The organism is Peribacillus sp. TH14 (assembly GCF_016651145.1).
Classification (GTDB): domain Bacteria; phylum Bacillota; class Bacilli; order Bacillales; family DSM-1321; genus Peribacillus; species Peribacillus butanolivorans.
In genome coordinates this window covers 4,075,538-4,101,288 of record NZ_JAEKEK010000001.1, presented here as the reverse complement: position 1 = coordinate 4,101,288, position 25,751 = coordinate 4,075,538, and the positions used below count along the sequence as shown (strand labels likewise).

The following is a 25,751-nucleotide window of genomic DNA, read 5'->3' as shown; positions in this document are numbered from 1 at the left end:
TCAAATAATGCGAAAAATCCTACTTTTTTTCATTTTTCCAATTATAAGTGAAAATATCAAGGATCTGGAGAACTTGCTGGTTAATCATTTCCCTAGCTTGGTTATTTTCTAGGGTTTCAAGAGGGATGGCTGGAATCCATACTAAATTATGTTCTAATTCCCGCTCTTCCTTTTTCCATTCAATATCTGATGTAAGAAAAAAAATATGTTTAAAATTATTTTCTTTCACTTTGTTAGTCCAACGCTTTAATAAATCAATCTTATCCTCCTCATCACTCAAATAATGAAAAGTTGGCATTAAAAGAATTCTTCCTTTCATCTGCTTTTCAATTTCCGAGCTTAAAATGGTAAGAAATTCATTCATTGAACCAGTTTGCTTAATTTGACTTCCAAATGTTATGGGAACCAAAGGAATTAAAACCGTATCCACATACTCTTTTGACTGGATATACATATCCAGATCTTTTGCTGTCCACTTCATATTTTTTCTTCACTCCCGATTTATTAAATCAACTCCTTATCATTTTACCATTTTTTTATTACATCTTTACCATATACCTATAGTCTTTACAAAAATGTGGATTTTATCAGCGTTTTATAAAAAATAAAAACCTTTCCTGATTACGGAAAGGTCGTTTTAGTTCATCCAAGTACTTTTAATTGATTTAGTTGTTCGGTTAAGTTCTTAAATGCCTGTTCGTCATGTTTATCGAGCGCTTCATCAATTTCCTTAAGTAGACGATCCCTTTGGAAATACAGCATACTTTTTTCCAAAAACTGCTCAGCCAGCAGCTGATCTTTTTCATTTGCAGCCGTGGATTTCGGCATGAAAGGGTTATTCTCAAGCACTGCTGCGTACTGATATGAAGAATAAGCGGATTTAAAATTGAGTTGAATATAAATATCTTCATCCCGGTTTAAGCGGATATCATGAAAAGATTTCTCTGCATCGGTCGTCATAATATTGGACTTATAGAACCTAAAAGGAACCTCTTCTACACAATGTGTCGACATAATTAATCCGCGTGGACAATATTGTGCATTTTCTACAAAATGAACCTTTTTCATTAATTGATCATGACTCATTAAATAATTTAATATCCAAACACATTCTCTTCTTTTCAGTTGATAATGATTTAAAAACCACCGAATAAAATCCTTTTTCTCATTCACAGAAACAGGGGCAGCCACCATGAATTCCCTCCTCTGTCTTGATATTATTTTATTTTCTCTTATCTACAATTCCTCTGGACTTTCGCCAAGCCGTTCCAAAATCATCACATACTCATCGTTTGCTGGGTTTAGCTCAAGCAGCTTATTAAATACTTCTCTAGATGTGGTTCTGTCTCCTTCTTCAATTAAAAAGAAACCATAGTTTTCAAGAAAGTCTGGATTGTTCTTGAATGAATTATATGCTTTATGATAGCAGGTTAATGACTCTTTAAATTGTTCGGTGTGTTGATAACATACGGCAGCTATCCATTCAAACTGCGGATCATCCTCACCGTATCTTCTAACCTCGCCAATACACTCTAAGATATCTTCATATCTTTCGTGGTGCATATACAGTTTCAAAAGAGTAAGTGCAGCTTCCAAATAGCCGGGATCAATGGCAAGAGCCTCTTTGAATAAATTTTCTGCTTCACTATCGAGTCCGCTTTTTAAGGCTATTTTACCACCGAAGAAATAAAGCTCCTTATTGAATTCATCAGCCTTGATACCTTCTTTGACCGTTTTCAAAGCATTTTCCAAATCTTCAAGATGTTCATAACTCTTGGCCAAGTATAAATATAGGGAATGATATTCATGATCCAATTCCTTCAATTCGATAAACTTACGCACGGCGGTTTCATAAAGACCTGCTTGAAAAGCTGTAAATGCATACTCAAATAACGTATTTATTTCGAGCCCGTCATTTAGAGCCTTTTCAAAGTACGGAAGGGCCTCCTCAAACTTCCCAGAGCTGCTTAATGCTTCAGCTAGTCGTTGATTGACATTAACTCCAGCAATTTCTTGTTCCTGTTCCAAAACCTTTATGTAATTTGCAATGGCTTCCTGGTCTCTTCCTTGGTGATAGAACAGTTCACCTAGTGCAAAATCAATGATGATCTCATCTGGTAGTATTCCCTTTGCCTGCAACAATTTTCGTTCACTGACCTCATCCATCCCCTGTAATTGATAAAGGTCTGCTTCCAAAAGCAATGCACTTGGATATACTTCATCATCTACACTTACTTTTTCAAGCATTAACATCGCTTCATCTTCTTGATCCATATCAATCAAAATTTCAGCTAATGAAACAATCAATTCTCCTTCATCAGGATATAGTTCTAGTAGATGCTCAAAAAGATCTTTTGCCTCCTCTACAAAACCAAGCTGGAGCATTTCTTCAGCCAGAATCAAAATGTCCTCGGCTGACTCTGATGATTTAATTCGATTTATATGTTTAAGAGCCTCTGTTAATTCCCCTTTTTTTAAATGCTGAATAACTTGATCTACTGTGTTCATTGCTGCTTCCTTCCTTTTTGCATAATAAACTTAGTCTCTAGACAAACACTCTCACGTGATAGTGTTATATTCTCTTCCATAAAGTACAAAATGTTGCATCTAATCGTGAGGTGCATAGTAAAAACAGTATTCATTAGTTTACCATACTGCAGCCCTGTATTCCATTGATGAAATTCTCCCCCCATTCTTATTAAAAAAAGGTTAATAGTTAATTCTCCATACAAAGGTAAATCTCCTTTTTGGTGATAATCACCTTTTTTATAATTCTAAGGAGTTATTATTAGAAAAGAGGCTATAATGATAGCGCTTACAACAATTTCGAGAGATTAATCTAAGAAAAAAAAAATATAAAAAAGTCTGCAGACTCTAATAAGGTCTGCAAACTTCTTTAAATCTTTACTGTATTAAATGAGTCAAATGCTCAAAAAATTGTGGATATGAGACATCAATTGCATCCGGATCCTCAAGTTCCACTTTCCCATCTGTGATCAATGCCGCTACAGCCAGCATCATCCCAATACGGTGGTCTCCATGGCTTGTAACCGTGCCACCATTTAGTGCTTTTCGTCCCTTGATAATTAAACCGTCTACAGTCGGCGTTATATCCGCTCCAAGGATGGAAAGCTCGTTGGCTACCGTATCAATTCGATTGGTCTCCTTCACTTTAAGCTCTGCTGCGTCCTTGATCGTCGTTATTCCTTCCGCCTGGGTGGCCAAAAGTGCAATAACTGGTATCTCATCGATTAGGCGCGGAATTAGATCACCGCTGATCGTTGTTCCTTTTAAACGAGAGCTTCTGACAGTAATATCGCCTGCCGGTTCACCTTCACTCGATTTCTTCTCGACCGTTATATCTGCCCCCATCGCTTTCATAACTTCGATGATACCTGTTCTTGTCGAATTAAGGCCCACATTCTTCAGAACAATTTCACTATTTTCTGTAATTGCAGCAGCCACCATAAAGAACGCTGCAGAAGAAATATCTCCCGGCACATGAATATTGGTTCCTTTGAACACTTGGTTGCCTTTTACTTTTATCGTTTGACCGTCTTTTTCGATTTCCCCGCCAAACTGCTTGATCATTCGTTCCGTATGATCACGAGTCTCTTCCGGTTCGACAATGATTGTCTCCCCTTCTGCCTGCAAGCCTGCAAGGAGTATAGCTGATTTGACTTGTGCGCTTGCCACAGGCAATTTATAGCGAAACCCTTGTAATTGGCCACCCCTTATGAAAAGCGGCGTGTATTCGGCTCCTTTCCGGCCATCAATGTGTGCTCCCATCTGACTGAGAGGATTCACTACTCGCGTCATCGGGCGTTTAGCTATTGATTCGTCACCTACTAACACAGCCGAAAAATCCTGTCCAGCCAAAATACCCATCATTAATCTGATCGTAGTACCAGAATTTCCGACATCAAGTACTTCACGTGGTTCCGTCAAACCATTAAAACCTTTGCCTTCAATACGGACTTGCTGCCCATCTTGTTCAATGTTTACTCCAAGCTGTTTAAAACAGGAAATAGTACTTAAACAATCTGCTCCAGGCAGAAAATTAGTAACTGTCGTTTCACCCTCGGCAAGGGCTCCGAACATAATCGAACGATGGGAGATAGACTTATCTCCTGGTACAGCAATCGCACCACGTAATGATTGAATGTTCGTTTTTAAACTTTTTGTATTCATACAATCATCCTTCGACTATTATTTTATTATGCCAGAATTGTTTCATATTCTGTATGTCTTGAAATGCATTCCGATGCTTTAATACGGTCTACATCCGTTTGGAAGCTGATAACTAGAACACCGTATATTTCTTCCCTAGTTTCAATAATTCTTATGTTTGTTAAACTGATTCCTTCTTGAGCCAAATATCCGGTAATTTCAGAAATTACACCAGCATAATCCGGTACATCAATATATAAATCATAAAAGGCAGGGATGGCGCCTTTCGCATGCGTTGGCAAATCATCTCTAAAAGTCTTTGCATCCTTAAAGAAACGCAGAATCTCTTCACTATCTTCATTTTCTACAAGCTCTTTGACATTCTCCATTTCCTTCAGCCAATCATTCATTAATACCAGTAACACATCACGATTATGTAACAAAATGTCACGCCACATTTCCGGACTGCTTGAGGCAATTCTCGTAATGTCTCGGAATCCTCCAGCTGCAAGTCTAGAGATCAGCTCATTTTCCTTACTATATGTCTCTGCCTGTTTAACCAACCCGGAAGCAACAATATGTGGAAAATGGCTGATTACTCCTGTCAGTCTATCGTGGGTACTAGGTGTTACTACCAAAAAGTTCGCTCTTGTGCCAATTAACCATTCTTTTAACTGCTCTATTTTACCTTCTTCTACAGTTTCATCTGGAGTAAGTAAATAAAACGCATTCTCAAATAAATGCAGTTTGGCAGCCCCTGCACCGCTTTTATGAGACCCAGCCATTGGGTGACCACCGATGAAGGCCACACCTTTATCTATCAATGGTCTTGCCGCATTTACGACTTTATCCTTTGTACTTCCCGCATCAGAAATGAGGACATCCCTTTTCAAATCCAACTCAGCTAATTTCGCTAAAATCTGGACGGTTTCATTTACGGGAACTGCCAGCAGAATTAAGTCAGCGTCACACGCTCCCGCTTCAAGAGAAGATACTGAATCATCAATGATTCCCAGTAGCCTTGATAGTTGAATATTCTTTTCGCTTAGATCCATTCCAACAATCACAGCTTCAGGATGTGCATGGCGTACAGCCATGGCCAAAGATCCACCAATTAGACCTAGACCTATTACAAAAACCTTTCCCTTCACACTTCTCTCCCCCGCTTCTTTTTGCTCCTCTATGCTTGCTGAAACGATTAAAGAAGGGAATTAGAAGGCGTAGCACCTTCATTTAAGAAAGATTTGATAGCGTTAATCATTCCTTCATTTTCTTCTGTTGAACCAATCGTTACACGCAGACTGTTCGGGAAACCGAACGATTTTCCAGACCTTGCAATGTATCCACGCTCTAGCAAATATTGAAATACTACATCCGCATCCTGTTTGAAATGTATGAAAATAAAATTACCTTGTGATGGGTAATAAGCTAGATTTTCCTTACTGCAAAACTCATAATATTGTTTGAGTCCTTTTTGGTTCTCAGTATTACACTTTTCAATAAAAGCTTGATCTTCCAGAGCAACAATAGCAATCTTTTGTGCGAAAGTATTGACATTGAATGGTTCTCGGGATGGGTCGAGCTTCTGAATAATATCATCATCTGCCAATCCGTACCCGACCCTAAAGCTGGCAAGACCATAAATTTTTGAAAATGTGCGAAGTATAATCAAATTCTTAAATTTATTGATCCATTGATTTGTTTTCGGGTAATCCTCAGCCACTGCATATTCACAATAGGCTTCATCCAATACGACAAGAACATCATTCGGTACCTTTTCAATGAATGTTAATAAATCCTGTTCCGGAATGTATTTTCCTGTTGGATTATTAGGTGTACAAACCCAGACAACAGCAGTGTTCTCATCTATCGCTTTTAACATACCTTCTAAATCATGTGCTCCGTCAATATGAGGAACTTCTCTGATTTCCGCGCCTTCAAGTGTAGCATTATGGCGATACTGCGAAAAAGTGCCTGTTGCCATGACGGTGTTTTTACCAGCTCCCAATAGGCTTCTAGAAATGATTTGAATGTTCTCATCAGACCCATTTCCAAAAATAAGCTGTGTTTCTTTTACACCTGTATGCTTTGCAACAGCTTCTCTAAGCAATGTTGCATATCCATCCGGATAGATAGCAAAAGAATGGGTTGCGTTCTTAACGCTTTCTCTGACCTTTTCAGAACAACCAAAAGGATTTTCATTTGAAGCTAATTTTGTGATTTTTTCAAGACCGTACATTTTTTTTACTTCATCGGTTGATTTCCCAGGTTGATAAGACTTCAAGGAAAGGACCGCATCATTCCACTTCATGTCATTCACCTCTATATTTTTATCACTTTAAAGTAAGAAAGTGTGAGAATAGTATATCATATTCTTTTTCCTAAAATCATATCTTATATATTATTTGTCAAATCCGGCCGCAATACGACAGCTCCTGCTTGATAAACATGTTGTATCTCTTTTTGAGATTTTGTTGTATTTACATGAATCATTACCCGTATACAAGATGGAAGGGAGTTGCTTACTGGTATTTCTTGCATGCACGTTACTGGCACATATGTCCAACCCTCAAATTTACGTAGGGCTTTGGCTGGAAAGACAGAGCGTATCTCATCCGTTGCAGAAAAAAATACAGAGGCAACCATATCAGGATCAATCTCGTTGACCCGAATGATTTCTGCCATCAACTGCTCAACAGCAGCAATCACTTCCATTTCTGTGTCCTTCTCTACTGTTGTTGCGCCCCTTATTCCTCTTATCACACACAGTTCCTCCATTTCCTGTATTTTATTTCATTTCAATCATTTCCTCTATCAGCACAGAGTCGGCTATATCCATTAATAATGGAGACCCCAATTGTTTAAGCAAGACAAAGGTAGCACCTTCATTGATTGATTTTTTGTCTGTTTTCATTAAATTAAGTAAGGTTTCTTTTTCAAGTTGTAAAGGAATGGTTGTTTGATAACCTAAAGAAGATACCCAATTAATAAACTCGTCAAGTTTAAAATCAAGACCCTGTTCTCTGCTGCTTAATTTAAGAGCATATACCATCCCGATTAAAATGGATTCACCATGCGTAAAGTTTCCATATCCCATAGAGCCTTCCACAGCATGTCCAAGTGTATGACCGAAATTTAAAAAAGCACGAATCCCCATTTCTTTTTCATCTTCTTCGACAATGGACGCTTTTATGCCAATACCTTTTGTAATCATCGTTAAAAATTGCTCATCTGTTATATTATTCAAATCAACAATATTCGACTTTAACCATCGATAAAACTCTTTATCTGCTATCAAGGAATGTTTAATGACTTCAGCAAAACCCGACCGTAATTCTTGAAGTGGGAGAGTCTGCAAAAATTCAAGATCATATATGACTGCTTCTGGCTGATGAAAGGCCCCAATCATATTTTTTCCAAGAGGGTGATTGATGGCAACTTTGCCGCCCACAGCACTATCATGGGCGAGCAGAGTCGTCGGAACCTGGATAAATGGAATCCCTCTCATAAAAGTAGCCGCAACAAATCCAGCCAGATCACCGACTGCACCACCACCAAGGGCGATAATCAATGACTTGCGATTAAGTTGTTGAGATAAGCAATAGCTTTGGCATTCATAAAACACTTCAAACGTTTTAGCATGCTCTCCTTCCGGTACAACATAGTGCAGGACCGGTTTTCCCGTCTTAATCAGAGCTTTTTTCACAGTTTGTAAATGAAGTTCAGCTACTTTCTCATCGGTTATAATCAAAATCTTATTTAGTTGATTTAATTCATGGGTTATAAAATCGGGAAGCTCGTTAATCGCCTGTTTACCAATTAAAACTGGATACTGCTTGGAAGCCGTTTTTATTTGCATGGATTCCATAGTTTAAAACTCCTTTACTTCTTCCCGATAAGAGTTCATGTATTCTGCCAATTGCTCATAACGATCTGAAGGGAATTGATCAACAATCGCTGCTGCAAGTTCCCAAGCTACTACAGCCTCGGCAACAACAGCAGCAGCAGGAACTGCACAGCTATCGGAACGTTCGACACTTGCTTCAAATACTTCCTTTGTATCAATATCAACACTTTTCAACGGCTTATATAAAGTAGGAATTGGCTTCATAACGCCACGAACAATAATAGGCATTCCAGTTGTCATACCGCCTTCAAAACCGCCAAGGCGATTGGTTTTACGGTAATAACCATTTTCTTTGTCCCAAGCAATTTCATCATGAACATCACTGCCAAAACGGTGGGCCGCTTCAAACCCAAGACCTATTTCTACCCCTTTAAACGCATTAATACTCATAATCGCTGCTGCAAGCTTTGCATCTAGTTTACGGTCATAATGAACATAACTTCCTACGCCCACTGGCATTCCTTCTACAATGACTTCAACGATGCCGCCAATCGAATCCCCTTTTTGTTTCGCTTCATCAATTGCATCTTTCATCTGCTGCTCTACGTTTTTATCAAAACATCTGACTGAAGATTCTTCCGTAACTTGCTGTAATTGCTGAATTGTTTCATATTGTGGTGGTTCAGCCTTTATTCCACCAATTTCCAATACGTGTGATGCCACTTCAATCCCCAATAACGACAATAACTTTTTAGCGACAGCACCGGCAGCAACCCTTACAGTCGTTTCACGGGCTGATGAACGTTCCAATACGTTTCTTAAATCACGATGCCCATATTTAATACCGCCGTTCAAATCTGCATGACCAGGACGAGGACGAGTAATTTTACGTTTGATCTCCTCAGCTTCTTCCTCTGAAAGTCCTTCACTTCCCATAATTTTAGTCCAATGTTTCCAGTCGTCATTCTCAACAACTAAAGCAACCGGTGACCCTAGTGTGTAGCCATGTCTGATTCCCGAAGATATAAAAGCCTGATCTTTCTCAATCTGCATTCTTCGTCCACGACCATGCCCTTTTTGCCGGCGTCCTAACTCTTCATTAATATCCTCATTCGTAATCGGCATCCCTGCCGGTAATCCCTCAATAATAGTAGTCAGCTGCGGACCATGTGATTCTCCCGCTGTTAAATATCTCATCTTCCAGCCCCCTTTTAGCACTTTAAAGTGTATATGTATCAATATACCACAATTTTATGAAATGTGGGTATATGTAAAACGTAAAAACCTTTGTTGTTTGAATTTATTCACTTTTCATTTTATTTTACATGTTCTTCAACATTTTCGATATAGTTTAATCTCTCTTATCATAGACATACAGTCTCTGTTTTTTTATAGCAAGTAAAACGAAAAAGGACTGAATGCATTATCAGCCCTTGTATACTATTTACCTTTTTTTATAAAAAAATGTGTCAATCGTTTCAAACTCATATTTTCCGGGATTAAATATTTGCTCTGTACTTCCTACAAAAAACACTCCCCCACTTTTCAATGACGCACTGAATTTATCATATAAAAGACTTTTGGCATCTTCAGTGAAGTAAATTAAAACATTCCTGCATACGACTAAGTCAAATTCTTGATCAAATCGATCTGCAAGAAGATTATGTTTCTTAAATGTGACTCTTCGCTTAATTTCATCATCAACGCGATAAAAATCCTCTTCTTTTATAAAGTATTGCTTTTTTATATCAGCAGGTACTTCATTCAAGGAACGCTCAGGGTAAACTCCCAATTTCGCACGTGCTAATACATTCTCATCTAAATCCGTCGCTAGTATCTCTATCTGGCTTAAGGGAACAAGATTGGATAAAATCATTGCAATCGTGTACGGTTCTTCACCAGTTGAACAGGCTGCGCTCCATATTTTCAACCTTTTTTGGCTTTCTAATAAAGAGGGAAGAATTTTTTTCTCCAATACTTCCCATCTTTTCGCGTTTCGATAAAACTCTGAAACATTAATTGTCATTCTGTCTAAAAATTCATTTAAAACGTTGGGTCTTGTTTGAATGTCTTTATAATATTCACGAAATGAGTGATAACCTCTTTTTTCATAAAGAGAAGTGAGGCGCCGTTTCATTTGTCCTTCCTTATATAATGACAAATCAATGCCTGTCAACATTTTGATTTTTCGAATAAACTCTTCATATTCTTGAGGCATACCTACAACTCCCTTTGTTTTAAGTAGTTCTTCTCTTTATATATCGGAAAGGGCTGAAAATTCTTAAAAAAACAGTTTTTACGACCAGTGACAGTTAAAATTGTCAAGAATTTAAAAAAAAAAAGCAGGTACTATCGCATAAGGGCGACAGAACCCGCTTTTTTAAAATTTATTAACTAACTATTAATAAACCCACTCGTTAACTAGTTTAGAATATTCAACAAGTTCTTCTTCTTTGAAGAATAAACCGATTTCACGAACAGCACTTTCAGCTGAATCTGATCCGTGAATGATGTTTTTGCCTACAGTTACTGCAAAATCTCCACGAATTGTAGCTGCTGCTGCATCTTTAGGATTAGTAGCGCCCATCATTTGACGTGCAGTTGCGATTACATTTTCACCTTCCCAAACCATTGCGAAGACAGGACCTGAAGTGATGAAGTCCACTAATTCGCCAAAGAAAGGACGTTCTTTGTGCTCACCATAATGTTGCTCAGCTAGTTCTTGAGAGATAACCATTAATTTTGCTCCTGCTAGAAGGAAGCCTTTCTTTTCAAAGCGGGAAACGATTTCACCGATTAAATTACGTTGAACGCCGTCAGGCTTTACCATTAAAAATGTTCTTTCCATAATTGTCACTCCTAATATGTATCATTGTTATTTGCCTATATAAGGCAATCCTTTTAGAATATTACCATTGTTTGATGAGTTTCGCAACTCCAAGTCCTAAAACTTTCTTTTTCCGATATTTTTCGCTATATCAGATAATGTTTTCCTTGCCTTAATAGCAGGAAGACCTTTCAACTCTGAAAAAGCTTTTTCTAAATACATGTCACTGATTCTAGCAGCTTGCTCAATGGCGCCTGAAGATTTGATAGCATTGATGATATGGATCATTTCGTCTTTAGACGTATCTTCCCGAACTGTTTCGATAAGCCTTTTCAACTTTGGATCTTCCATCGCAATCAATACTGGTAAAGTAATGTTTCCTTGAATCAAATCGCTTCCAGCCGGTTTCCCAAGTTCCTCTTCCGAAGCAGTAAAATCCAAGATATCATCAGTAATTTGATATGACATCCCGACATAATAACCAAATTTAAATAGCTTTTGATGAATTTTCTCATCGACACCCGCTGAAATAGCTCCCAACTGGCAGCTAGAAGCAATGAGTAATGCTGTCTTTCGTTTGATTCTTCGGAAATAAATCCGCCAATTTTGATTAAAATTGTATTTATCTTTAATTTGCTCGATTTCTCCAAGGCATAGTTCAACCATAGTATCCGCGAGAATTTGATGCGCAAGCGGCGACTCAATTACTGCCATCATTTCTAGTGCCCGTGCAAAAATGAAGTCGCCTGTATACATGGCGACACGATTATCCCATTTTGATTTTATAGTTGCAGATCCCCTGCGTAAGTCCGCATCATCAACAACATCATCGTGTACGAGAGAAGCAGTATGGATTAGTTCCAATGTTGCTGCAACATGCTTTACGACATGAATATCATAATCGCCAAACTTCGCACCCAAAAGGACGAATACCGGACGAATTCGTTTTCCGCCGGATTGCAGTAAATGCAGTGAAGCTTCCCTTAAAACAGTGGAGTCTGCTTCAATTGCGGCTTCTAGTTCTTTTTCTATTAATTGCAAATCTGTATTCAAAAAGGAATACATCATTTTAAATTTCATACATTTCACCCAGCTTTGTCCATTGCTATTATGCTTTATTTGAAGGCTTGTACCCGAAATGTGTTGCTGCAACACCACCGAAATGGGCCTTGTAACTGACATTTTCCATTCCTGCCTGTTTGAACATACTTTCAAGCTTTTTCATGCCCGGGAAATCGCGCGCCGATTCCTGCAGCCATGAATATTCGTTATAGCTTTTAGCGAATAGTTTGCCAAACACGGGCATTATGAAACGGAAATAAAAGTAATAGCCCTGTTTAAATCCAAGCATTGTTGGCTGTGAGGTATCGAGGCAAACAACCATTCCATCCGGCTTGACAACACGGTTTAACTCTTTGAGTACTTGCATGTAATCAGGAACATTCCGCAGCCCGAAACCGATTGTGACATAATCAAAGCTATTATCCTCAAAAGGAAGTTCCATTGCATTCCCATGCATTAGAGAAACTTGATCTAACTTGAGTTCATTCACCTTTTGTTCGCCGATTTTCAGCATATTTTTACTAAAATCCAGACCAACAACCTTTCCTTCAGGTCCTACTTCATTAGCAAGGGCAATGGTCCAGTCCGCTGTTCCACAGCATACATCAAGTGCATGGGCGCCTTTTGGGACTTTCATTATAGCCATTGTAGCCTTCCGCCATTTAAGATGCTGCTTAAAGCTGATGAGGGAATTCATCTTGTCATAATTACCGTAAATCTTTTCAAAAACATGATGAACTTTTTGCTCTTTAGACTGCTCCATGACTCACCCTTCTTTCACGTAAGAAATTGCTTCACTCTCTGTTTGTTTCAAGATTACGTTTACTCTTTGAAGTAAATCGTCATTCTTAGTTACTAGCTTCTGCATCGAAAGCTTTACGGATTGCCTGGCATCCCTCAGACACTTATCAAATTGAGTCCGTACCTGTGCTTCCTTTTCTGAAGTTAGAACATCATTACTATTCGAATCATCAAAAGATATGTCTCTTAAGACATCAAAAACTACCGATTGGCCTGACTTTAGATAGTTTCTCATCTCAGCATGCAGCCGATTCAAAAGAAGCAGGTCTTCTGAAATGTCAATCCAGGCAGGTTGATTATAATAATCAGCCAATTTATAAATCAGCGAAGCCTCGATCGCTTTAATTGTCGTTATAAGCGTTGGAACATCCTTAATGGACCGTTGTTGATAAAGAATGATTTTATGATCATTTATTTTTTTTATGGCGCTTGATAGTATACGAATCATCTCAACATTACCAACACCGGCAAGCCCTTGATAGTATAAGCCACTATAATAATCACCAGCAAGTACTTGTAATTGCCGATTTTTCAATTCCTCAGGCAACTCTATTCCTTCGCCCGAATTTGACACTATTTCATGGGTATCAAGAGCTATTTGCACTAGCATAGTTGAAATAATGTATTGATTCCGTTCTTCGCTTAAAACGTCCAAATCGTTAAACAATCCCCAAAGCAATAACAGTTTATCGTCGTCTAAGCTTGGCTTTTGAATATATTTCAATAAATATGGATGTTGAGCTTTGGTTTCTATTAATTGTTTTAATTGCCTTAAGTCGTTCGTTATGTTTAACAATTGAGATCACCCTTGCATCCCCGAAAGATAATTTTTTTTCATACATATTGGTTTCTGTCTGTGAAAATACACATTATTATACCATAAAAACAATCAGATGAAATGGACAACGTTTATAAAATGAAACTTCCATAAATAAGGAAACCATCGTCTTATGTTCATTCAAAAAAATGGATGCGGGAAATTTACAGCTTGTTAAAACGCGATATCAGGTGATTGATTTAAAACATAACCAATTAGGGACAAGATTTTACTTGTCAGAAGGATTCTTTTTCGAATCACTTTCAACCTCACCGAATGGAGTATAAATCTTTGCATGTCCTCTTATTTTAATCGCAGAAGTGTGCTCTGTGAATTGTGCGATCATCACTTCCCCTGAATCGAGTTTTTCAGAGTGATGAAACTTAGTATCCGTTCCTCTAGTTAAACCGATGACATTTACACTATCCTCAATAGCTTTAATTACCACAAAATCATTCAAGATCTTTTTTTCATTCATTTTCTAACCCCCTATATCCTTAGTCTTTAATGAATGCCAGTACTTCAGCTCTTGTACGATGATCCTTAGCAAAAGTTCCTCTCACAGCTGAAGTCACTGTTTTAGACCCGGGTTTTTTGACACCTCTCATTGTCATACACATATGTTCAGCCTCTACTACCACCATTACACCATGAGGTTCAAGCTTTTCCATTATGGAGTCCGCTACTGTTGAGGTGATGCGCTCTTGAAGTTGTGGACGCTTTGAAACCGCCTCTACAGCTCGGGCTAACTTACTTAAGCCGGTAACTTTCCCGTTTTTCGGGATATATGCTACATGAGCTTTTCCGTAAAAAGGCACTAAATGATGTTCACAGACTGAGTAAAATGGGATATCTTTTACAAGGACAAGTTCCTCATGGTCTTCTCCAAAAACAGTATCAAAATATTCTTTTGGATCCTGAGTAAGTCCCGAAAAAATTTCTTCATACATTCTTGCTACACGGCCAGGGGTATCAAGCAGTCCTTCTCTAGTAGGGTCTTCCCCAACAGCCTCAAGAAGCATTTTCACCGCTTCTTCAATTTTGGCATGGTCAACATTAGCCATTTAAACTTACCTCCTAAAAATAAATAAAATAGTATGTATTCAGAAAAAAATGCATGGAGTTTCACCCTGACATTCATATTTCCTATTTTTAAAGCAACCTAAGCCTAACTGAAATGTATTAGCTTAAAGCGACCTCTAAACTTAGTTTTGTCGTGATTGATTTTTTCATAATGGTATATCCTTTTGAATAAATTTATCAAAATCAACTTTTCTAAAATATTCACTGTCTTTTATATTATCACAGATAGAAATTAAGAAGCAAAAAAGGGCCGCGTTTGCACGCGGCCCTTTTCCGGTTAAGCACCCGTATGTAATGGTAGAGTTACTTCACTGCATCTTTCAGTGCTTTACCAGGTTTGAAAGCTGGCACTTTGCTAGCTGCAATTTCGATTTCGTCACCAGTTTGTGGGTTACGACCTTTACGAGCCGCACGTTCACGAACTTCAAAGTTACCGAAACCAATTAATTGGACTTTATCACCGTTTTTTAGAGCTTCTAAGATTGTATCAAAAACAGCATCAACAGCTTTTGTAGCGTCTTTCTTAGAAATTTCAGTTGCTGTAACAACTTCATTAATCAATTCTGTTTTGTTCATGCCATTCACCTCCTCCCAAAAGGATCTTATAAAAAATCATTATTACAACACTATAATAGTGATTTGATATTAGTTTCGGTCAAAAATTTTCATTCCATGATAATCAGGGTTACCAAGCTGAAATAATTTCCCAAAAAATGCACCTAGAAATTTTAAAATAGGTTGAAATCGCTGATATAACGCGTTTTCTGTATGTAGATTATCACAAATCCTATTAGCTTAGCAAGGGAAATCAAAAAATAATGGGAATCTTTTCATAAATAATTGTATATATTATAAATTTTGTCTTTCGCTATTCATCATTTCCCTTTTTTATAGAAATTAAACTTGTTATATTACTGAAAATCGCATAACCATAGGCTTTTAGCGATTATACTGAAAAAACAACCAGATTTTCAAGAAAGAAACTCCCTTCAAGAGAAATTTTTCTTAGAATATAATTGTTTTCCCTCTTACTTTGGCAACAAAGAAGCCGGTACGCCCTAATGTAAAGCCAAAAACGTATCATCCATTTTATTATTTTTAGTAAATTCTAGACTCACATGTAAAAAGACCAATCCGATGAAGGAGTTGGTCCAGCTTTTAACCTTTTTTATAATATGATAGCAATCAATCCCCCACTGCCCTCATTAATAATCCTTTCCAGCGTCTCCTTCAATTTGTAACGTGCATTATCCGGCATCATCGCTAATTTTACCTGAATGCCTTCTCTTACGTAAGAACTTAGGCTTCGGCCAAAAATATCAGAATTCCAAATGGATAGTGGATTGTCTTCGAAATCTTGCATTAAATATCGAACCAATTCTTCACTTTGCTTTTCCGTTCCAATGATTGGTGAAAACTCCGATTCAACATCGACCTTAATCATATGGATTGAAGGAGCCACAGCTTTGAGCCTGACCCCGAACCTGGCTCCTTGACGGATAATTTCCGGCTCATCTAGACTCATATCATTAAGAGAAGGGGCTGCAACGCCATAACCCGTTTGTTTAACCATTTTTAATGCATCCGCAACCTGATCATATTCGGCCTTGGCATATGCAAAGTCCTGCATCAGGGATAAAAGATGATCCTTCCCGCGTATCTCCACACCGACAATTTCTTTTAAAATATCATCATAGAGTTCATCCGGTGCGTAAAGGTCGATTTCAGCCACGCCCTGACCCATCTCAATACCTGCAAGAGCGGCACGGTCGATAAACTCGAATTCATTGAAATGACCGACTACACGGTCTACATCTCTTAGGCGTTTAATGTCCTTCACGGTCTCTTTTACAGCTTCCTGATAGCTTTCTCTTAACCAATGATCCTCCCGCAGAACCATTACCCAGCTCGGAAGATTCACATTGACTTCAAGTACCGGAAATTCATATAGGGCCTCACGCAGGACGCTGTATACATCTGATTCCCGCATTCCTTCAACGCTCATGGCCAATACAGGTATATCATACTTTTCCTGTAAAGATTCCTTTAGTGCGACTGTATTTGGGTGATGGGGCTGAACGGAATTGACAATCATAATAAATGGCTTGCCAACCTCCTTCAATTCTTCAACAACCCTCTCCTCCGCCTCTAAATAATCACTGCGTGGAATTTCTCCGATTGATCCATCCGTAGTAACGACTACGCCTAACGTGGAATGATCCTGGATTACTTTTCGTGTGCCGATTTCAGCTGCTTCATTGAACGGAATCGGCTCCTCGTACCATGGAGTATGAATCATACGGGGACCATTTTCGTCTTCATACCCTTTAGCCCCAGGTATTGTATAACCCACACAATCAACTAAACGAATGTTCACTTCAAGCCCTTCCGCAACCTGAATCGACGCTGCCTGATTCGGTACGAATTTAGGTTCTGTCGTCATAATCGTTTTTCCAGCAGCACTTTGAGGTAATTCATCCTGTGCCCTGGCACGGTCAGCTTCTGACGGTATATTCGGAATAACAACAAGCTCCATGAATTTCTTAATAAATGTGGATTTCCCTGTTCTGACGGCACCGACTACACCTAAATAAATGTCGCCACCGGTCCGCTCAGCTATATCTTTGAAAATATCTACCTTTTCCAAGGTATCCCCTCCCGAATTAGAGTTTTGGGATTTCGTTTATCCATTTACTTTATTTAGGACACTATATATCTATGATGTTGTCCTAAAAATTTATTCCAATTATTTCCCTGGTTTAATCCCTTCCTCCACCAGAAATTTTATATAAGGGTTGTTATTTTAAAAGTAAGATGAAATAAAAATAAAGAAATAACCCTTCCCCTACAATATATTTTGTAGAAGAAGGGTTATGACTATTTTGAAAGAAATTTTGGATTATTTGTTTTTTTATCAATTGTATATGGCAGTGAATAGGCCGGAACAAACTCTGAATTTTGTACAAGTAGTTCACGAATATCATCACCAGGATTAATATCTCCGTCATGCCCCTGCAATACGTCATATAAATCAGGAGTATAGTCAACAAAAATATTGCCGCCACCGTCAACCACGAAATATAAGTCTTTTTGTGAAAATGGACTCGTGACCGTAGGGGCTTCCTTTAGACCCATCTTTTCATAATCAAGAGTAAAGACATTATCCGCTAACCTTTCCTTAAATGGGGGGTATCCTTTGCTTTGCTGATAAGCTTTCAATCTCAAGGAAATATCCTGAATTTCCTGAGCCATCCGGACATCCAACAGTTTTACAGTCGGATCATCTTCAACATTAACAAGGACATATTGAAAAACTCCACCTGATTCATAGGCATTGTCAGGCGGTTCTGCCATATACTTGGGTGAAATCTTAGAAAACTTAATCACGTATTTTTGGTAAATTGGTGTTTCAGCCTCTTTTGTAACAATTGGCAAAATGCCGCCTTCATCTTTCTGAAATTGATCAACTGCGCTTTGGACAGATTGTATTTGCTCTTTATAAGGCAGTTGATTTTGCATTTTTTGCTTCTGAGGATACAAACACCCAGTCAATAATCCCGAGATGCATAATAAACATAATATTTTGAAAAAATTTTTCATCATTTCTCCTCACCTATCAAGTGGTTGGCCCGCTAAGAACAACGATAAGGATGATCAAGCCGGCAAGAATCATAAGTATGTATGCAATAATTGCTGTTAAGCCTTTAAAAATACCTTTTAATTTATAGCGGCTTAAGTAAATAAGAAGTATTGAGATAACCATAAAGCCCATAGCTATAAAGGATATCCACATTTTTTGCAGAGCAGGTGTCATATCATTATCACTCCTTTTTCCAGAAATTATTATAACATACCAAATTACGTTAAAGGAATTAAATCATTGTCCAAACTGTGTAAAAAATTGCTTGTCACAATCATTTGATAAATAATAATTTTCAATTTCACTACCCCTAGCCTTCCATATAGTCCGATAAAAGACTTCCACTTCTTGCAAATTACCCGAATAAATAAATGTATAACACTCCCCATTCTCTTCCTTTTATTCAACCAAAAAAGCAGCCCCTCGGCTGCTTTTTTGTTGAATTATTATTAAGATTTAAGTGTTGGCAACACATCTTTAAACGCTTTGATTACTGTATCAACTTCATCCAAATGGATTGTCAATGACGGCTCAATCCGGATTGTTTTAGAGTTTATAAGCGTACCTGCTACCAAAATACCTTTATCGAAGAGAGCTTTTGAGAATTCATAACCTACTTCGTCTTTATGGAACTCAATACCAATCATTAAACCTTGTCCACGGATCTCCAAAACCTTATCCTTATGATCGTTAGCTACTTCTCTTAATCCATTTAGGAAGTATTCACCTACTTCTGCGGCACGCTCCGGTAATTTTTCTTCCAAAAGCACATCGATTGTAGCAATGGCTGCAGCACAGGCAAGTGGGTTTCCTCCAAACGTGGTTGTGTGCATGAACGGATTTTCGAACCAGCTTTTAAACACTTTCTCATTGGCTACAACTGCCCCAGCTGGCATCACTCCACCACCAAATGCTTTAGCTAAACAAATAATGTCTGGAACAACATCATAAAGCTCAGAAGCAAACATTTTGCCTGTGCGCCCCATTCCCGTTTGCACTTCATCTAAGATTAATAACGCATCATACTCATCACATAATTCTCGAACTTGCTTCAAATAACCTCGTGGAGGCAGAATGACTCCTCCCTCTCCTTGGATAGGTTCCAACAATACAGCAGCAACTTCTTCACCGACAAGGGCACTACTTTCGAACGTTTTCCTCATCATATCGATATCACCGAAAGGTACATGACGTACGCCTGGAATCAGTGGTAGGAACGGTTTACGGAACATGCCCTTTGCAGTAGCCGAAAGGGAACCAAGACTTTTTCCGTGAAATGATTTTGTCGTCGAAATAATCGTGTATCGGTCGCTGTACATTTTAGCCAACTTCAACGCAGCTTCTACACTTTCAGTACCGCTGTTCGTAAAGAAGGAGTATTTTAAATCTCCAGGTGTAATATCAGCAAGAATCTTAGCAAGCATTGCCCGTAATGGATCTAGTAAGTCCTGGCTGTGAAGTGCTTGTCTTTGCAATTGATCAGTAACGGCTTTTACAACTTTGGGGTTACGGTGGCCAACATTATAGATACCAAAGCCGCCTAAACAATCAATATATTTTTTTCCATTAACATCCGTAAAACAAGAATCCTGGTCAGACCATTCTACTGCTGCGAATTGTGTATCTTTCGTTACCGTTTTCCGATATTCTAAAAAACCTGGGTTTACATGGTTACGGAAATTTTCAACAGTTTCTTTCGTTACCCATTGGGCATCTTCTTTTGAAATTTCTTTTTGTTCGATTAATTGAAGCACTTTTTTAATATAATCCTGTGTTTCTGTTTGGCTCACTTGATTTGTTTTATTTTCTACATTAATTGACATATAAAAAACTCCTTTTTTAGTAATCTGTAGTGGTTGATTAATTATGATAGCTCTGATAAAACTTTACTGTTTACCTCCCTTTTAGCTTATACATATATACAAGCAAGAACCATGCCAACATGTTTCATTGAGGATATAGCTATTTTTCTTTTAAAAATCTATAAAAACTATGCAAATATGCATAGCTTATTTTCTGATGCATACCTCCCTTTTAGACTTCCTTAGAGACGCTTTCCAATTACTACATAAAAAAAAGCCGTTGTACAAGTTAAACACTTGTCAACAGCTTTCATTCAAAAAAATACATTTTTTTCGCTTCTCTTATTTTGCTCTGCTAAGATTTTTTGATACTTTCTGCTCACTGACGATTGGCTGATCCCAAGCGCTTTAGCTGCTTTCGTCGTAGTTTTATATTGTTTCATTGCAAGCATGATCAATTGCTCTTCCACATAATCCTGTGCCTCTTGAAGAGGAAGAATTCTCGTTATAATTGGTTTTGCCTGTTTAAAATCGCTGCCAACCGTAAGGAACTTCTGGATAAAGTCGGCATCAATCATTTCTTCATCTGCGGAGACAACCAATCTTTCAATCATATTTTGCAATTCGCGAATGTTACCTGGCCATGAATAGACCTCCAGAATATTTAGAGCATCTGGCGAAAAATGGTAATTTCGGTGATACCGCTCATTTAGCTTTTGTAGAAAATGAAAAGCTAGCGGCGGTATATCCTCCGGTCTTTCCCTTAAAGGCGGAACATGAATGGGAATGACGTTTAACCGATAGAACAAATCTTCTCTAAATGTCCCCATCTCGACCATTTTTTCCAGTCTCTTATTCGTAGCAGCAACAATTTGAACATCAATCGGTATAGGTGTAGTACTACCAATCGGAATCACTTCCTGTTCCTGTAAAACACGAAGCAATTTCACTTGCAGGTGTATAGGCATATCTCCAACTTCATCAAGGAATAAAACGCCATTATTCGCCTGTTGAAAGTATCCTACCTTTCCATTTTTATCTGCGCCGGTAAATGATCCCTTCGTATAACCAAACAATTCACTTTCGAGTAAATTTTCCGGTATCGCTCCGCAATTTATTTTCAAGAAAGGCTGTTTGGACCTTCTACCCATTTTATGGATTGACTCGGCAATCACTTCTTTACCTACACCAGACTCTCCATTGATTAACACGGTAGATGAAAAATGGGCAATTTTTTTCACTTGGCTAATAATCTGCTCCATTTTAGGACTGGCGAAAATCAACTCTTTGTAAAATTGATCTTGTTTTTTGAACGAGTCAAGTTCTTTTCTCATTTCATTTAACTCTGATTTTAACTGAGTTGTTTCTGTAATATCCCTTGATGCAATGACAATTCGCTCAATGTCTCCTTTTTCATTGAACACAGGGGTTCCTACGGAAAGGACTTTCTTATTCATTTTCGTATCTTGAACAATCGATACTTTCTTCTTTTGCTCAAGAACTAACCGGGTGACCGAAGGGTTAAAAATCCCTTCATCCTCTATTTGCAAGAGGTTCTTCCCGATATAATCCTTTAAATCCATTCCCCAGAATCCAGAAATGATGCTGTCACTGTAGCGCAACAGTTCCCCTTTTTGATTAACGACCAGAATTTCATCATAGATATTCGCTAAAATGGCATTTAAATCCTTATTCGAACTCTTTATCAACTCTATTTCCATAGCCATTTCCTCAACCATTGGTAAGTCCTGAACGATGATAATAAGACCTTCCACTTCTTTTGTATGGTTTAGAATTGGGCTATAATCGACAAGCACACTCATTATATCGGTAATTTCCAGCTGATTGAGGATACTGCCTCCACTGGTAAACACACTATGTATATGCTGCTTATTGAAGATGGTCGCAGCAGGTTGATTAAGTACTTGTTCTGATGGCTTTTTTATCATTTTCAAGCCTGATTCATTAAAGTTAACAATATTTCTTTCTTTATCAGCTACAAAGATCCCCATAGGAATGGATGTCAAAATAACTTTTAACAGATCTAAATTTTGTTTGCTGTCCTGCTTGAATAGTTCAGCTAACACATCTTCCCTTTTAACATAGCCAGTAAGCATGCCTTCATCCGTTTTTATCAATACGATAGGTTCACCGATAATTTGATAAAGAAGCGGCAGAGAGATGTTCGGAGGCAACTTACAGACATTATCAATTGAAAAGGCATACTGCACAAGCTGTTCGGCTGTTAATGTTCTATCGTTTAACGGGAGGTCCTCCATGCGTATATAGGCAAACACTTGCTGTTCCTTCATCAGAAAAAAGAAAGGTTCCTGTATCTCATAAACTTTTTGAGCTGAAAATGTAGGTTGATCAATTGTGATAGTTATGAATGGTCTAATTTTATCATCCGGTATGGATAGCACAGTTTCACTCTCCTTTTGTCACTAGCCTTTATTTTAACATAATTCTAAATTGCGAGATAAAAAATAAACATTTACTCCTGAACTAATCTTCAATATAACTGAATTTGTAAACATAAAAAAGGGCCCTCTATTGGACCCTTGTTACATGTACCGCTAATGCATCCCCAAATTGTTTTAAACTGACTTGTGCAAAAGAACATTTTTCCTTTCTAATTTTCATTCTCTTTTTACTTTTTTTATTTGTATTGTTATGATCCGTTTCACTATTGATAGGATTAATCCAGAGCATATGCGCTAACTCCTTAAACGAAAAACCAAATAGAACAACAGAAATGAGCGTTTACGACCTGTTCATCCCTCTATCAGACATATGACATCCTCCCTTGTTTCTGATTTTTTTAGATATTTTGAGCTTTTTCAAATTGGAATTGCGGAGGAGAATTAGTAAACAATTTCGTCCGATAAAGAAGATAACCAATACCGATTACCGCCCAAATAACCCCTAGAATCAGTGAACTCATTTCAAGATTAAGCCAAAGAATGAACACTGATGCTGCTCCTATTACCGGGGACAAGATATTACTTAGAAATCCTTTAACTGAACGAAAGCTTTTGTTCCTAATTGCATGGATGATTACACAAATATTTACGAAAGTGAAAGCAATTAAAGCTCCAAAATTAATGAGTGAAGCAGCTGTTACTAAATCAAGGAATAATGCCACCAGTGATATAGCCCCAACAAAGATGACATTGTAAAATGGCGTTTTATATGTAGGATGGATAAACCCAAAAAGTTTTTTCGGGATCATCTGGTCTCGACCCATTACATATAGAAGCCTTGAAACACTAGCATGTGATGCAAGACCTGAAGCAAGGGTACCAGATAATGTACCTGCAAGAAAGAACGCCTGAAAAAGTTTTCCTCCTACATATAGGGCAATTTCAGGTGATGCCGCTTCCGGGTCAGCAAAACGGGAAACATCAGGGAAAAATAGCTGTGTAAAAAAAGCAGCTGTCACAAATAAAACTCCGCCAATAAAAGCAGTTAAAAAAATGGCACGCGGAATCGTTTTGGTTGGATTTGGTGTTTCTTCTGATAACGTAGTGACCGCATCAAATCCCAAGAAAGAAAAACATAGAACCGTTGCTCCTGTTATGAGAGTGGACATTTCCATATGTGACCCAATGAATGGTTGAATCGAGAAGACCTCTCCTGTACCTTCACCACCCATAACCCCTTTAACAACCAGTGCCACAAATATGATAATGACTAGCATTTGAAAAAAAACAAGAAAGCTATTAAAATTGGCAGCAAAGTTCACATTGAATAAGTTAATGACCGTCATTAAAAGAACAAATGCAACCACCCATATCCATGGAGACACTTCAGGAAAAAGAGCAGTTAAATATATTTTTGTTAATACGGCATTCACCATTGGTAAAAATAAATAATCAAGCAACGATGACCAGCCGACAAGAAAGCCTAAATGCGGATTAATCGTTTTTTGGGTGTAAGTATAGGCCGAACCTGCCTGCGGGTAAACTTTTACCATTTTCCCGTAACTGGCTGCCGTAAACAACATCGCTATTAGAGCAATAACATAAGCGGTCGGTACATGCCCCCCTGTTTTTTCAGAAACAATCCCAAATGTATCAAAAACAACCATCGGGGTCATATATCCAACACCGAGCAATACAATATGCCATAAATTTAGAGACCTTTTCAGCTGACCTGTTTGCATGTATCATTCCCCTTCCTAATATCTGTGTTCATTGATTAAAATTTCACCAACGTTTTCTAGTGCCCCCTTATTGCGAAATTTCTGAATATATTACACTTCGCAATTTTCATACCAAAAAAGACAGTCGATTTTAAGCGAATAACAAGGAAATTAGTAGAAACTTCATGCAAACTTGAATAATCTATTCATTTATTCATAATTCGAGATGTTCAAATTTAAAAACAATAAATAAGTATTTATGCAGAAAATTAATTTTGTCATAAACGAAAATGTAAGGTGATTGGGTGATTTTTATTCATAAAAAAAAGCAGAAGATATCAAGATATCTTCTGCCCATTTGACTAAATCCCCCGTGCCGAGGTCAAATTACTAGTTTACTTTCGTTGCATTGTATGCTGATACATTGCAACGCGCATCCTCGAATGCCCATTTTAATGAAATTCTTTTTATTGAAACTACAGATTTGAGGTTAATCCTGCTGTCTGCTATCCAAAATGTTAAAGAGTTCTTCCATTTCATTCGTTTTCGAACGATTCATCAAGAGGTCAACTGCCTGTTTCACTTCTTCACCATTAAACAAGACATCGTACAAGGCTTCAGTAATCGGCATATTCACTTCGTACTTTTGAGCTAGTTGATAGGCAGCTTTAGTGGTTCTTACACCTTCAACAACCATACCCATGTTTTCTAAAACTTCCTCAAGCTTTTGTCCTTTTCCAAGCATATTTCCTGCTCTCCAGTTACGGGAGTGTACGCTTGTACAAGTTACAATTAAGTCACCAATACCAGCTAATCCTGAAAAAGTGAGTGGATTAGCGCCCATGGCTACTCCTAAACGAGAGATTTCAGCCAATCCTCGTGTAATTAAGGCAGCCTTTGCATTATCCCCATAGCCTAACCCGTCCGTAATACCGGCGGCTAAAGCAATTATATTCTTTAAAGCTCCCCCGATTTCGACACCAATCAAATCAGGGTTTGTATACACACGGAAATTATGATTGATAAAGATGTCCTGAACCTTTTCGGCCGCCTTCATATTTTTTGAAGAAACGGCAACTGTTGTTGGATGACGTAAACTGACTTCTTCAGCATGACTTGGCCCAGAAAGGACCACAATATCTTGAAGCCAATCTGTTGAAGATACTTCTTCAATCATTTCTGAAATACGTAGTAGCGAATCAGGTTCAATGCCTTTACTTACATGAACAATTGTTAATGGCTTATCATGGGCTGCTTCAATCTGACCAAGCACTTCACGATAGGCTTTCGTCGGCACAGCTAATATAATTATTTCAATCCCAACTAAAGCCTTCTCGATTGAAGAATACCCTTTAATTCCTATTGGAAGTTCAATACCCGGCAAATATTTTTTATTAGTATGAGCTTGATTTATTTCATCAATTTGTTTCGGATTATGTCCCCATAACCTCACTTCATGCTGATTATCAGCTAATACCATCGCTAAAGCAGTTCCCCAGCTCCCTGCACCAATAACTGCGATACTTTCTTTTGCGTTCACCATTGTACATACCGCCCT

At 38.0% G+C, this 25,751-nt stretch carries 25 protein-coding genes; all 25 read right to left on the bottom strand.

All coding sequences use genetic code 11. From position 1 onward, the window contains the following. Positions 1-19 precede the first annotated feature (19 nt). Positions 20-481, bottom strand: coding sequence for a YpiF family protein (locus JFU50_RS20005; RefSeq protein ID WP_056525040.1), 462 nt, complete (start codon positions 479-481; stop codon positions 20-22). A 161-nt stretch (positions 482-642) separates the two neighbouring features. Next, positions 643-1,194 carry a ReoY family proteolytic degradation factor gene (locus tag JFU50_RS20000; protein ID WP_053346769.1) on the bottom strand — a complete coding sequence of 184 codons (552 nt, stop codon included), beginning with the start codon at positions 1,192-1,194 and terminating at the stop codon, positions 643-645. 42 nt (positions 1,195-1,236) lie between these two features. Then, positions 1,237-2,508, bottom strand: a complete 1,272-nt coding sequence (locus JFU50_RS19995; protein ID WP_201185632.1) for a tetratricopeptide repeat protein — start codon at positions 2,506-2,508, stop codon at positions 1,237-1,239. A 396-nt stretch (positions 2,509-2,904) separates the two neighbouring features. After that, positions 2,905-4,191 (bottom strand): 3-phosphoshikimate 1-carboxyvinyltransferase, encoded by a 1,287-nt coding sequence (gene aroA, locus JFU50_RS19990; RefSeq protein ID WP_201185633.1) that lies wholly within the window; start codon positions 4,189-4,191, stop codon positions 2,905-2,907. A gap of 26 nt (positions 4,192-4,217) precedes the next feature. Then, entirely contained in the window at positions 4,218-5,321 is a 1,104-nt protein-coding gene (locus JFU50_RS19985) for a prephenate dehydrogenase (RefSeq protein WP_201223782.1), read from the bottom strand. Positions 5,322-5,368: 47 nt separating this feature from the next. Then, on the bottom strand, positions 5,369-6,481 hold the full coding sequence (gene hisC, locus JFU50_RS19980) for a histidinol-phosphate transaminase (RefSeq protein ID WP_201185635.1): 1,113 nt from the start codon (positions 6,479-6,481) through the stop codon (positions 5,369-5,371). Positions 6,482-6,564: 83 nt separating this feature from the next. After that, positions 6,565-6,933: a chorismate mutase gene (aroH, locus tag JFU50_RS19975; RefSeq protein ID WP_309557864.1), complete on the bottom strand. Its 369-nt coding sequence runs from the start codon at positions 6,931-6,933 to the stop codon at positions 6,565-6,567. Between the two features lie 25 nt (positions 6,934-6,958). Then, positions 6,959-8,038 (bottom strand): 3-dehydroquinate synthase, encoded by a 1,080-nt coding sequence (gene aroB / locus JFU50_RS19970; RefSeq protein ID WP_053346776.1) that lies wholly within the window; start codon positions 8,036-8,038, stop codon positions 6,959-6,961. Between the two features lie 3 nt (positions 8,039-8,041). After that, positions 8,042-9,214, bottom strand: a complete 1,173-nt coding sequence (aroC, locus tag JFU50_RS19965; protein ID WP_053346777.1) for a chorismate synthase — start codon at positions 9,212-9,214, stop codon at positions 8,042-8,044. A 247-nt stretch (positions 9,215-9,461) separates the two neighbouring features. Beyond that, positions 9,462-10,235, bottom strand: a complete 774-nt coding sequence (locus tag JFU50_RS19960) for a CheR family methyltransferase (RefSeq protein WP_201223781.1) — start codon at positions 10,233-10,235, stop codon at positions 9,462-9,464. Positions 10,236-10,418: 183 nt separating this feature from the next. Then, the gene (ndk, locus tag JFU50_RS19955; RefSeq protein WP_034308008.1) at positions 10,419-10,865 is read right to left on the bottom strand and encodes a nucleoside-diphosphate kinase; all 447 of its coding nucleotides are present in this window, start codon (positions 10,863-10,865) and stop codon (positions 10,419-10,421) included. 96 nt (positions 10,866-10,961) lie between these two features. Further along, entirely contained in the window at positions 10,962-11,924 is a 963-nt protein-coding gene (gene hepT, locus JFU50_RS19950) for a heptaprenyl diphosphate synthase component II (RefSeq protein ID WP_201185639.1), read from the bottom strand. Positions 11,925-11,952: 28 nt separating this feature from the next. Next, on the bottom strand, positions 11,953-12,669 hold the full coding sequence (locus tag JFU50_RS19945) for a demethylmenaquinone methyltransferase (RefSeq protein ID WP_201223780.1): 717 nt from the start codon (positions 12,667-12,669) through the stop codon (positions 11,953-11,955). Between the two features lie 3 nt (positions 12,670-12,672). Then, complete coding sequence (locus tag JFU50_RS19940; protein ID WP_201185642.1) at positions 12,673-13,503, bottom strand: heptaprenyl diphosphate synthase component 1; 831 nt, start codon at positions 13,501-13,503, stop codon at positions 12,673-12,675. A gap of 250 nt (positions 13,504-13,753) precedes the next feature. Next, positions 13,754-14,002, bottom strand: coding sequence for a trp RNA-binding attenuation protein MtrB (gene mtrB / locus JFU50_RS19935; protein ID WP_053346782.1), 249 nt, complete (start codon positions 14,000-14,002; stop codon positions 13,754-13,756). A 19-nt stretch (positions 14,003-14,021) separates the two neighbouring features. Next, entirely contained in the window at positions 14,022-14,588 is a 567-nt protein-coding gene (gene folE, locus JFU50_RS19930) for a GTP cyclohydrolase I FolE (protein ID WP_053346783.1), read from the bottom strand. Positions 14,589-14,910: 322 nt separating this feature from the next. Then, positions 14,911-15,183 (bottom strand): HU family DNA-binding protein, encoded by a 273-nt coding sequence (locus JFU50_RS19925; protein WP_034308023.1) that lies wholly within the window; start codon positions 15,181-15,183, stop codon positions 14,911-14,913. A gap of 592 nt (positions 15,184-15,775) precedes the next feature. Beyond that, positions 15,776-17,254 (bottom strand): stage IV sporulation protein A, encoded by a 1,479-nt coding sequence (gene spoIVA, locus JFU50_RS19920; RefSeq protein ID WP_053346784.1) that lies wholly within the window; start codon positions 17,252-17,254, stop codon positions 15,776-15,778. 230 nt (positions 17,255-17,484) lie between these two features. Continuing rightward, a complete protein-coding gene (locus JFU50_RS19915) occupies positions 17,485-18,207 on the bottom strand; it encodes a hypothetical protein (RefSeq protein ID WP_201223777.1) in 723 nt (240 codons plus the stop codon). A 16-nt stretch (positions 18,208-18,223) separates the two neighbouring features. After that, positions 18,224-18,421 (bottom strand): DUF2768 domain-containing protein, encoded by a 198-nt coding sequence (locus JFU50_RS19910; protein WP_201223775.1) that lies wholly within the window; start codon positions 18,419-18,421, stop codon positions 18,224-18,226. Between the two features lie 275 nt (positions 18,422-18,696). After that, the gene (locus tag JFU50_RS19905) at positions 18,697-20,070 is read right to left on the bottom strand and encodes a putrescine aminotransferase (RefSeq protein WP_201223773.1); all 1,374 of its coding nucleotides are present in this window, start codon (positions 20,068-20,070) and stop codon (positions 18,697-18,699) included. Between the two features lie 293 nt (positions 20,071-20,363). Then, positions 20,364-22,472 carry a sigma 54-interacting transcriptional regulator gene (locus JFU50_RS19900; protein ID WP_053346787.1) on the bottom strand — a complete coding sequence of 703 codons (2,109 nt, stop codon included), beginning with the start codon at positions 22,470-22,472 and terminating at the stop codon, positions 20,364-20,366. Between the two features lie 127 nt (positions 22,473-22,599). Then, positions 22,600-22,761 (bottom strand): hypothetical protein, encoded by a 162-nt coding sequence (locus tag JFU50_RS19895; RefSeq protein ID WP_201223771.1) that lies wholly within the window; start codon positions 22,759-22,761, stop codon positions 22,600-22,602. A 109-nt stretch (positions 22,762-22,870) separates the two neighbouring features. Continuing rightward, a complete protein-coding gene (locus JFU50_RS19890) occupies positions 22,871-24,214 on the bottom strand; it encodes an APC family permease (RefSeq protein ID WP_201223769.1) in 1,344 nt (447 codons plus the stop codon). A gap of 469 nt (positions 24,215-24,683) precedes the next feature. After that, entirely contained in the window at positions 24,684-25,736 is a 1,053-nt protein-coding gene (locus JFU50_RS19885) for an NAD(P)H-dependent glycerol-3-phosphate dehydrogenase (protein ID WP_201185647.1), read from the bottom strand. Positions 25,737-25,751 lie beyond the last annotated feature (15 nt).